Raw genomic sequence first — 10,422 nt, 5'->3', positions numbered from 1 at the left:
GTCGGCGAGTGACGACAACGCCGCAGATGCGCGTGCCAGACCCCGCGTCTGCGGCGTGATCCAAACGACAGGCCCTAGGCGCCGGCGGCCGGGCCCGCCTGCTGCACGACCTCGAAGGACCACAGGGTGGAGCCGCTCGCCGCCGGCTTCGGGCGCTCGCCCTCGGGGGCGCCGCCGCCCTGGTGGGCCGACTTCATCGGGCCCTCCATCCACGCCTGGAAGGACTCCTCGTCACGCCACCGGGTGTAGACCAGGTAGGTGTCGGTGCCCTCGACCGGGCGCAGGAGTTCGAACCACTCGAAGCCGTCGGAGTTCTCCACGGCGTGCGCCCGGGAGGCGAAGCGCTTCTCCAGCGTCTCGCGCTGCTCGGCGGGGACCGTCAGTACGTTGATCTTGACTACGCTCATGGCCCCCATCCTGCCGTACCGGCTCGGGCGCGGCCGGTCCGGGTCACCCGCGCGGCACATCGGCACGGAGGCGCGCGAGCAGGGCGGAACAGATCTCCCCGGCGCGTACGGCGGTGGTGGACAGCAGGGTCGAGGTGAGGCCGTGGGTGTGTTCGGTGCCGCCCTGGAGGTAGACGTCGGCGGTGACGTTGGGCGCGGTCTCCACCCGGTGGTCGCGGCCGACGCGCAGGGCGTCCTCGTCGTCGCGCAGACAGAGCTTGGCGATCTCGCCGAGGCTGTCCCCGATGCTCTGCGGACGGTAGCCGGTGGCGTAGACGAGGACGTCGGAGGTGAGGAGTTCGCGCTCGCCGGTCGGCAGGTACTCGACCGTCACCCGGACATCGTGGGCGCGGGTCTCGACCTCGCGGATGCGGGAGACGTTGAGCATCCGCAGCCGCTGCCTGCCCTGCACCCGCTCCTGGTACATGGTCCGGGACAACGACTCGATCAACTCGGTGTCGACCACCGAGTAGTTGGTGGAGCGGTGGTAGTCGAACAGGGACTGCTTGACCTCGGCGGGGGCGCCGTAGAAGACGTCCACGGCCTCGGGGTCGAAGATGCGGTTGGCGAACGGGCTGTCGTCGGCGGGCGTGTACCCGTACTTGGCGAACACCGAGCAGATCTCCGCCTCCGGCAGCCTGCGGTGGAGGTAGTCGACGGCCTCGGCGGCGCTCTGTCCGGCGCCGAGCACCACCGCGCGGCGCACCGGCCGGCCGGAGCGCACCAACTCGTCGACCCGCGGCAGCAGTTCGCTGTTGTGCCAGACCAGGTCGGACAGGACGGCGCCGGGCGGCAGCCGGGGCTCCAGGCCGGTGGCCACGCACAGGGCGCGGGCGCGGCGGACGGTGTGCCGGTCGGGCGCGGCCGGGTCCCGGCTGACCACGTCGAACCAGCGGACCTCGCCGTCCTCGGTGACCGGCCGGACCGCGACGACCTCGGCGCCGTACGCGACGAGATGGCCGAGGCGGGCGGCGGCCCACTCGAAGTAGTCGTGGAACTCCACCCGCAGCGGGAACAGTGTCTTCTGGTTCAGGAAGTCGACCAGCCGGCCGCGTTCGCGCAGGTAGCACAGGAAGCTGAAGTCGCTGGTGGGGTCGCGCATCGTCACCAGGTCCTTGAGGAAGGACACCTGCATGGTGGCGTCGTCGATCAGCATGCCCCGGTGCCAGCCGAAGCGCGGCTGGCGTTCCAGGAATCCGGCGCGGAACGGGGCCTCGGGGCCCGCGGTGACGCCGTGTTCGTGGAGGGCGATCGCCAGGGCCAGGTTGGCCGGGCCGAATCCGACGCCCAGCACGTCGTAGACGGAATCCGGCCCACTGTGCAGTGTCGTCACCGCTTCATCGCCTCCCGTTGCGGGCCGCTTCCAGCAGGCTCATGCTAAATAAGGTTAGCCTTACCTGACAATGGGGCGTCGGTGTCGGCCGGTTCGTGGTGACGGCCCATCGGCACCACCATCGGCGTACCGCTGACCGGATCGCGGCCGACCACGCAGCGCAGGCCGAAGACCTCCTCCACGGTCCGCGCCGTGACCACCTCGGACGGCGCGCCCTCGGCCACGATCCGGCCCGCTTTCATGGCGACGATGTGGTCGGCGTAGCGGCAGGCCTGGTTGAGGTCGTGCAGGACCATCACGACCGTGCGGCCCTGATGCCGGTTCAGGTCGGTGATCAGGTCCAGGACGTCGATCTGGTGGGCGAGGTCGAGGTACGTCGTCGGCTCGTCCAGCAGCATCACCGGGGTGCCCTGCGCGACCGCCATGGCGATCCAGGCGCGCTGCCGCTGGCCGCCGGAGAGTTCGTCGACGGCGCGCTGGGCCAGCTCGGTCATCGCGGTGGCCCGCAGCGCCTCGTGCACCGCCTGTTCGTCGGCGGCCGACCACTGCCGCCACCAGGTCTGGTGCGGTGAACGCCCGCGCCCCACCAGGTCGATGACGGTCAGCCCCTCCGGCGCGACCGGCGCCTGCGGAAGGATGCCGAGCCGCTGGGCCAGCGCCCGGGTCGGTATCGAGTGGATCGAGCGCCCGTCCAGCTGGACGGTGCCCGCGCCCGGGTTCAGCAGCCGGGCCAGGGCGCGCAGCAGGGTGGACTTGCCGCACGCGTTCGCCCCGACGATCACCGTGATCCGGCCGGAGGGCACGGCCAGGTCGAGCCCGTCGACGACGACCCGGTCGCCGTACGCCAGCCGCAGCCCCTCGGCCCGCAGGTCCGGTCCGGCGCCGGGAGCGCCGTGGGCCGGTTCGTGCGGCGTCTGTCGTACCGCCTCGGATCCAGAAGACTTCGCAGACACTTCCTCACCCTCCAGAACCGGCGCGGTTGGCGCGGACCAGCAGCCACAGCAGGACGGGGGCGCCGAGCACGCCCGTGACGATGCCGACCGGAAGCTCGGTGCCCGGAACGAGCTTCCGCGCGGCCAGGTCGGAGACGAGCACCATGACGGCGCCGGTCAGCCCCGCGGCCACCGGCGGCGGGTGGGCGGTGCCGGCCAGCCGCTGGGCGATCTGGGGCGCCGCGAGCGCCACGAACGCCACCGGCCCGGCGGTCGCCGTCCCGAACGCCACCAGGCCCACACAGGCCAGCAGCACCGCGACCCGCACGGTCTGCACCCGGGTGCCCAGGCCCCGGGCGACGTCGTCGCCCAGTTCCAGGGTCCGCAGCTGCCGCCCGAGCAGCAGCGCCACCGGCACCAGGACGGCCATCGTCACGGCGAGCGGGCGGATCTGGTCCCAGGTGCGGCCGTTGAGGTTGCCGACCAGCCAGCCCAGGGACGCCTGGGCCTGGAAACGCTGCCCTCGGGCCATCAGGTAGTCGGTGGCGCTGGTGCACAGCCAGGCCACGCCCACGCCGACCAGGACGATGCGGTACCCGGTGGTGCCCCGCTGCCACGCCAGGACGTACACGAGCAGCGCGGCGGCGAGCGCGCCGAGCAGCCCCAGCGTCTGGGTGCCGACCCCCGCGTCCCAGCCCAGCACGATGCCGGCCACCACCGCGGTCCCGGCGCCCTGGGTGATGCCCATCATGTCGGGACTGGCCAGGGGGTTGTGCGTCATCGTCTGGAGCAGGGCGCCCGAGACCCCGAACGCGATGCCGACCAGCAGCCCGGCCAGGGAGCGCGGCAGCCGCAGTTCGTGGACGATGAGCCGGGTGCCGGGGTCGCCCGCGCCCACCAGGGCGCGCACCACGTCGGCCAGCGGCAGCGAGATGTCCCCGGTCGCCGTCTCCACGCTGAACGCCAGGAACGCGACGGCCGCGAGGACCAGGCACACACCCAGCAGCCGGGGCCGCAGCACCCCGGAGACGGGCGGCAGCGCGAACCGGAAGGGGACGCGGCCGGCCGTGCGGCGGCGCGCGGCGTCCTGGTGCTCCGGCACGGGGGCGAGTTCGGTCGTCATGGGTCACAGCTCCGCGAGGCGTCGACGGCGGACCAGCGCGATGAAGAACGGGCCGCCGACGAAGGCGACCAGGATGCCGGCCTGCACCTCGGCCGGCCGGGCGATCAGCCGTCCGGCGATGTCGGCGGCGAGCAGCAGACAGGGGGCGAGCACCGCCGACAGGGGGAGCAGCCAGCGGTGGTCCGGGCCGATGCCGGCCGCCTGGGTCAGGACGCGGACGATGTGCGGCACCACCAGCCCGACGAAGACGACCGGCCCGATGACGGCGACCGCGCCGCCGGTGAGCAGCGTCACCGCCACCACGCCCTGGACGCGCACCACGCCGAGCCTGAGGCCGAGGGACTTGGCCACGTCGTCGCCGAGCGCGAGGCTGTTCAGCGCGGGCGCGCAGGCCAGGGCCAGCACCGCGCCGACGGCGAGGAAGGGCAGCACCCGCAGCAGCACCCCCTGGTCCTGGTTGGCCAGCGAGCCCGCGGACCAGAAGCGGTACCGGTTCAGGGCGTCCGGGTCGGTGAGGGCGACCGCGCTGGTCAGCGAGAACAAGAGCGAGGTCACGGCGACGCCGGCCAGGGCCAGCTTCACCGGGGTACTGCCCGAGCGGCCGAGTCCGCCGAGCCCGTAGACCAGCGCACTGGCCACCGCCGCCCCCGCGAAGGCGAACCAGATGTAGCCGTGGACCGAGCCGATGCCGAGGACCCCCACGGCGAGGACGACGGCGAAGGCGGCGCCCGCGCTCACCCCCAGGATGCCGGGGTCGGCCAGCGGGTTGCGGGTCAGCGCCTGCATGAGGGCGCCGGACAGGCCGAGCGCGGCGCCGGTGGCGAGACCGAGCGCGGTGCGGGGGAGCCGTACCGACCAGATGACGTTGTCGACACGGGAGCCGGGCGGGTGGCCGAGCAGGGTGTCCCAGACCTGGCCGGGGGGCACGCTCAGCGCCCCGAACGCCATCGACATCCCGCACAGGGCGAGCAGTGCCGCGCCGGAGAGGATGAGCAGGAGTGCCGCGCGGGGGCCTTTCGCCACCCGGACCGCCAAGGTCCCCACGTCCGTTTTCCTTCGGTCAGGTCTGCCTGGAATGGCCTGGAAGCTGTGCGCACCCTGTGATTTAGGTAACCCTTACCTTACTATGGCGCCGACCCCCGGCCCAGGGCCGGGACCGACCTGCCGGGAGGCGCGCTGTCGTGTGCGGTTCCGACGAATCCCTGGTCCACTGGCGGACGTTGCTCACCCCACCGCCTCCCGAGACTGCCCTGCCCACCGACCGGCCACACCCTCCGGATCCGTACCCGGACCGGTCCGCCCGCACCCTCACCGAGGTGCCGGACGCCCCGGACCTCGTCCTCCTGGCCGCCTTCTTCGCCCTGCTGCACCGCTACAGCGGCGCGACCGACCTGACCGTCGGCCACGACGGACTGCCCGTCCGGGTCAGCCTCCAACACGAGCCGGTGTTCCGGGAGTTGGTACGGCGGGTGACCCACGCCTGGCAGGAGGCCGAGAGTCAGCGACTGCCGCTGGAGATGCTGGCCGACGAAATACACCCCCGGCCGACGCGCGGCGGCGGCCTGTTCTTCAACACGGCCTTCGCCACCGCCGGCCGGCCCGCCACCGGCCTGCCCGCCCCCCTCGACCTGCTCCTGGACGTACAGGGCGGCGAAGCCCGCGCCACCTACCACCCCGGCCTCTTCGACGAGGCCACCGCCGACCGCGTCCTCCGCCATTACCGCACCCTGCTCACCGACGCCCTCGCCCGCCCCGACGCATCCGTCGCCCGGCTCGCGCTGCTGGACGCCGACGAGTACCGCCGGATCGTCGTCGACCGGAACGCCACCGGACACGGCGTGCCCCCGGACACCTGGCCCGCGATGTTCGCCGAGCAGGTCCGGCGCCGCCCCGACGCCGTCGCCCTGGTCTTCGAGGACGAACGGCTCACGTACGCCGGACTCGACGCCCGCGCCAACCGGCTGGCGCACGCCCTGATCGCCCGCGGCGCCGGCCCCGAACGCGTCGTAGCCATCGCCCTGCCCCGCTCCGCCGACCTGATCGTGGCCGAGGTCGCCGTCCTGAAGTCCGGCGCCGCCTACCTCCCGGTCGACCCCGACTACCCCGCCGACCGGATCGCCTACATGCTCGGCGACGCGGCCCCCGTCTGCCTGGTCACCACCGAGGACGGTGCCCGCGACCTGCCCGCCCGCGGCGGCATGACGCCGCTGGCCCTCGACGCCCCCGTCACGGCGGCGGAACTGGCCGCCCGCCCGGCCCACGACCCCACCGACGCCGACCGGAGCGCTCCGCTCACCGTCCTCAACGCCGCCTACGTCATCTACACCTCCGGCTCCACCGGCAGGCCCAAGGGCGTCGTCCTCGCGCACAGCGGGGTGGCCAAGCTGGTCGCGACCCAGAGCGAGCGGTTCGGTATCGGCCCGCACAGCCGGGTGCTCCAGTTCGCCTCGCCCAGCTTCGACGTCGCCTTCTGGGACCTGTGCCTCGGTCTGCTCTCCGGCGGCCGCCTGGTCGTCGTGCCCGCCGAACGCCGCGTGCCCGCAGCGCCGCTCGCCGACTACGCCCACGCCCACGGCGTCACCTTCATGATCCTGCCGCCCGCGCTGCTGGCCGCCCTCCCCGACGACGTGACCCTCCCGCCGACGGCCACCCTGCTGGCGGGCACCGAGCGGGTCTCGCCGGAGCTGGTCGCCCGCTACGCCCGCGGCCGGATGATGTTCAACGCCTACGGCCCGACCGAGGCCACCACCAACTCCACGCTCGGCCTGTGCGACCCGGACGTCCCGCCCGGCTCCCTAGTCCCCATCGGCGTCCCCGACCCGGGCACCCGGGCCTACGTCCTCGACGCCTGGCTGAGCCCCGTGCCCGCCGGGGTCACCGGGGAGCTGTACCTGGGCGGGGAGGGCCTGGCCCGCGGCTACCTGGACCGGCCCGGCCTGACCGCCGAACGGTTCGTCGCCGACCCGTTCGGCGCCCCCGGCGAACGGCTCTACCGCACCGGCGACCTGGTGAGGCTGCGCGGTGACGGCCGGCTGGAGTTCCTGGGCCGCGCCGACACCCAGATCAAGATCCGCGGGTTCCGGATCGAGCCCGGCGAGATCGAGTCCGTACTGCGCGGCCACCCGGCCGTCGACCAGGTCACGGTGGTCGCCCGCGAGGACCGCCCCGGCGACCGGCGGCTCGCCGCCTACGTCGTACCCGCCCTGGACGCGCCGTCCGACGACCGGGCGCGGGTCGAGGAGTGGCGCGAGCTGCACGACCTCCTGTACGGAGCGGCCGGTGCGGAGGGAGCGCGTACCGCCGGGCTCCGGGAGAACTTCGCGGGCTGGAACAGCATGTACGACGGCCGTCCGATCCCCGTGCGGGAGATGCGCGCCTGGCGGGACGCGACCGTCGACCGCATCCGCGAACTCGGGCCGCGCCGCGTCCTGGAGATCGGTGTCGGCTCCGGCCTGATCCTGTCCCGGATCGCACCCGACTGCGAGAGCTACTGGGGCACCGACCTCTCGGAGCGGGCGGTCGAGGCGCTGCGCGGCCAGGTCGCCGCGGACCCGCGCCTGGCCGGCCGGGTCCGGCTGTCCGCGCGGCCCGCCCACGACACCGACGGCCTGCCCGCCGGGCACTTCGACACGATCGTCCTCAACTCCGTCGTCCAGTACTTCCCCGGAGCCGGTCACCTCACCGACGTCCTGCGCCGGGCCGCCGCGCTGCTCGCCCCCGGCGGCCGGATCTTCGTCGGCGACGTCCGCAACCTGCGGCTGCTGCGCACCCTGCGCGCCGCCGTGGAGACCCGCCGGGCCGGTCCCGGCCAGGAGGCGGACAAGGACGCGCTGCGCGAGGCCGTCGAGCGATCGGTGCGCTGGGAGGGCGAACTCCTCCTGGACCCCGACTACTTCGCCGCCCTCGACGGCTTCGACGCCGACATCCGCCTCAAGCGCGGCGCCCACCACAACGAGCTGAGCCGGTACCGGTACGACGTCGTCCTGCGCCCCGTTCCGGCGGCCACGCCGTCCACCGGACCCGACGAGCACGAGGTGCCCTGGACCGGGACGGGCCCGCTGCGGGCGCTGCTGGCCGAGCGCCCGCCCCGGCTGCGGATCACCGGCATTCCCAACACCCGGCTCGCCGACGACCTGGCCGACCTGCGCCGGCTCGACGACAGCAGCGGCGCGGCCGGCACCGGAGCCGACCCCGAGGACCTCCACGCCCTCGCCGCCGCGCACGGCTACCGGGCCGCCCTCACCTGGAACGCCACCGCCGAGGACGGTGCCTTCGACGCCGTCCTCGCCCTCGACGGCCCGGTCACCGGCCGCTACCGCCCCTCAGGCACCCGGCCCCACGCCAACCGTCCCGCCCCCTTCCGGGACGTGACGGCACTGATGCGGGCCCTGCGCGGGTACGCCGCCCAGTGGCTGCCCGACTACATGGTCCCGTCGGCGTTCGTGCCCCTGCACGCCCTGCCGGTCACCCCCAGCGGCAAGCTCGACGTCCGGGCGCTGCCCGCCCCGGACCACGCGGCGACGAGTTCCGGCCGCCCGCCCGAGACCCCGCGCGAACGGCTGCTGTGCCGGCTCTTCGCCGAAGTGCTCGGCCTGGACTCGGTGACCGCCGAGGACGACTTCCTCGCCGTCGGCGGCGACAGCATCAGCGCCATCCAACTCCTCGTCGCCGCCCGCGAATCCGGGCTGACGCTGACCACCCGCGACGTGTTCCGGCACCGCACGGCCGAGGCCCTCGCCCGCGCCGCCGCCGCCCGCACCGAGGACACGGACGACGCCGGCACCCCGCTCCTCCCCCTGGACGCCGCCGAACTCGCCGCCGTCCAGGGCACGCACCCGCTGCCCGTCGGGGAACTGCTCCCCCTCGCACCGCTCCAGCAGGGCTTCTTCTTCCACGCCCTGACCGGCGGGGCGGGCCGGGACACGTATGTGGTGCAGCAGGTCCTCGACCTGGCCGGACCGGTCGACGCCGCCGCCCTGCGCCGCGCCGCCCAGCGTCTCCTGGACCGCCACGCCCCCCTGCGCGCCGCCTTCCGCGGCCGCCCGGACGGCACCCCCGTACAGATCATCGCCGAACGGGCCGTACTGCCCTGGCGGGAGACCGGCCCCGCTCCCCACAGCGACCCCGCACCGGTCGAGCGGACGGCCGCCGAGGAACGCGCCGCCGGCTTCGACCTCGCCACGCCGCCGCTGCTGCGCTGCGCCTTCGTCCGCCTCGACGACCACCGCGCCCACCTGGTCCTGACGTTCCACCACATCATCGCCGACGGCTGGTCGCTGCCCGTCCTGCACCGCGAACTGATGGCGTACTACGGCACCGACGCCCCGCCGCTCCCCGACGTCACCCCCTACCGCGCCTTCCTGCGCCGCTTGGCCGCCCAGGACCAGGAGGCCGCCCGCGCCGCCTGGCGCACCGCCCTCACCGGCCTGGACGAACCCACCCGCCTGGTGACCGCCCCGGCCTCCACCGCCCCCGTACTCCCCGCGCACGTCCGGGTGGAACTCCCCGAGGAGACCACCGAGCGCCTCACCGACCGCGCGCGGGAACACGGTGTCACCCTCGGTACGGTGGTCCAGGCGGCCTGGGGACTGCTCCTGGGCAGGCTGACCGGCCGCGACGACGTCGTCTTCGGCACCACGGTCTCCGGCCGGGACAGCGAGGTCGACGGCATCGCGTCCATGGTCGGCCTGTTCATCAACACCGTGCCGACCCGCTTCCGCTGGACACCCGGTGCCGCCCTCGCCGGTCTGCTCACCCGCCTCCAGGACGAACAGGCCCGCCTCCTCGGCCACCAGCACCTGGGGCTCGCCGAGATCCAGCGGCTGGCGGGGCACGCGGGGGAGGGGGAACTCTTCGACACCCTCGTCGTGTTCGAGAACTACCCCGCCGCGACCGGCCTCCGCGACGCCTCCGGCCGGGTACGGATCACGGGCGACGCCTTCCACGACACCGTGCACTACCCGCTCGCCCTCGTCGTCAAGCCGGGCGCCCGGCTCGACCTCCGGCTCAAGCACCACGCCGACCGGATCGGCACCGGCACCGTACGTGCCCTCGGCGACCGCCTGGTCCGCGTCCTGGAGGCCATCGCCGACGACCCCGGCCGGGCCGCGGCCTCCGTCGAGCTCCTCTCGCCCGACGAGGCCCTGCGCGCCCACCCGGCCGGCCCGGACCGGCCCGTCGCGGAGACCACCCTCGCGGCGGCGTTCGCCGCGCAGGTCGCCCGTACCCCGGAGGCGACGGCGGTCGTCTTCGAGGACACCCGGCTCACGTACGCGGAACTCGACGCCCGCGCCGAGGCGCTCGCCGCCCGGCTGGGCGCGCGGCCGGGGGAGTTCGTCGCGGTGGCGGTGCCCCGGTCGGCGGAGCTGGTGGTCGCGCTGCTCGGCGTACTCAAGTCGGGCGCCGCCTATCTGCCCGTCGACCTGGACTATCCGCCCGACCGGGTCGCCCACATGCTCCGGGACTCCGGCGCCGCGACCGTGGTCACGCTCACCTCGCAGGCGGGCCGGCTGCCGGCGCCGTCCTCGGCGCTCCTGCTCGACGCCGAGGAGCCGAGCCCCCGGCCCGCCCCCGTATCCGCCCCCGCCC

6 protein-coding genes are annotated in these 10,422 nt (G+C 74.4%); 1 reads left to right on the top strand and 5 read right to left on the bottom strand.

Features of this window, described 5'->3' with window-relative positions; all coding sequences use genetic code 11:
• Window positions 1–74: 74 nt before the first annotated feature.
• The 5 genes from J7I94_RS32595 to J7I94_RS32575 form a co-directional block, all read right to left on the bottom strand.
• Window positions 75–407 (bottom strand): antibiotic biosynthesis monooxygenase, encoded by a 333-nt coding sequence (locus J7I94_RS32595; RefSeq protein ID WP_215173024.1) that lies wholly within the window; start codon window positions 405–407, stop codon window positions 75–77.
• Window positions 408–450: 43 nt separating this feature from the next.
• On the bottom strand, window positions 451–1,779 hold the full coding sequence (locus J7I94_RS32590) for a lysine N(6)-hydroxylase/L-ornithine N(5)-oxygenase family protein (protein WP_215173022.1): 1,329 nt from the start codon (window positions 1,777–1,779) through the stop codon (window positions 451–453).
• Window positions 1,780–1,823: 44 nt separating this feature from the next.
• Window positions 1,824–2,648, bottom strand: a complete 825-nt coding sequence (locus J7I94_RS32585) for an ABC transporter ATP-binding protein (RefSeq protein ID WP_215173026.1) — start codon at window positions 2,646–2,648, stop codon at window positions 1,824–1,826.
• Window positions 2,649–2,736: 88 nt separating this feature from the next.
• A complete protein-coding gene (locus tag J7I94_RS32580) occupies window positions 2,737–3,834 on the bottom strand; it encodes an iron chelate uptake ABC transporter family permease subunit (RefSeq protein ID WP_215173020.1) in 1,098 nt (365 codons plus the stop codon).
• Window positions 3,835–3,837: 3 nt separating this feature from the next.
• Entirely contained in the window at window positions 3,838–4,878 is a 1,041-nt protein-coding gene (locus J7I94_RS32575; RefSeq protein WP_215173019.1) for an iron ABC transporter permease, read from the bottom strand.
• 137 nt (window positions 4,879–5,015) lie between these two features.
• On the opposite strand from J7I94_RS32575, the gene J7I94_RS32570 reads away from it, so the two are divergent.
• On the top strand, window positions 5,016–10,422 hold a 5,407-nt coding region (locus tag J7I94_RS32570; protein ID WP_215173017.1), incomplete at its 3' end, for a non-ribosomal peptide synthetase.

This window comes from Streptomyces sp. ISL-12, from assembly GCF_018614415.1.
In the GTDB taxonomy this organism is placed as follows: Bacteria; Actinomycetota; Actinomycetes; order Streptomycetales; family Streptomycetaceae; genus Streptomyces.
Note: the sequence above shows the minus strand (reverse complement) of the source record. Positions and strands in the feature narration are given on the sequence as shown.

What these genes read in the sequence shown, in the direction of transcription:
- J7I94_RS32580 (WP_215173020.1), bottom strand. Translation starts at nt 3,834, where the DNA reads ATGACGACCGAACTCGCCCCCGTGCCGGAGCACCAGGACGCCGCGCGC.
- J7I94_RS32595 (WP_215173024.1), bottom strand. Translation starts at nt 407, where the DNA reads ATGAGCGTAGTCAAGATCAACGTACTGACGGTCCCCGCCGAGCAGCGC.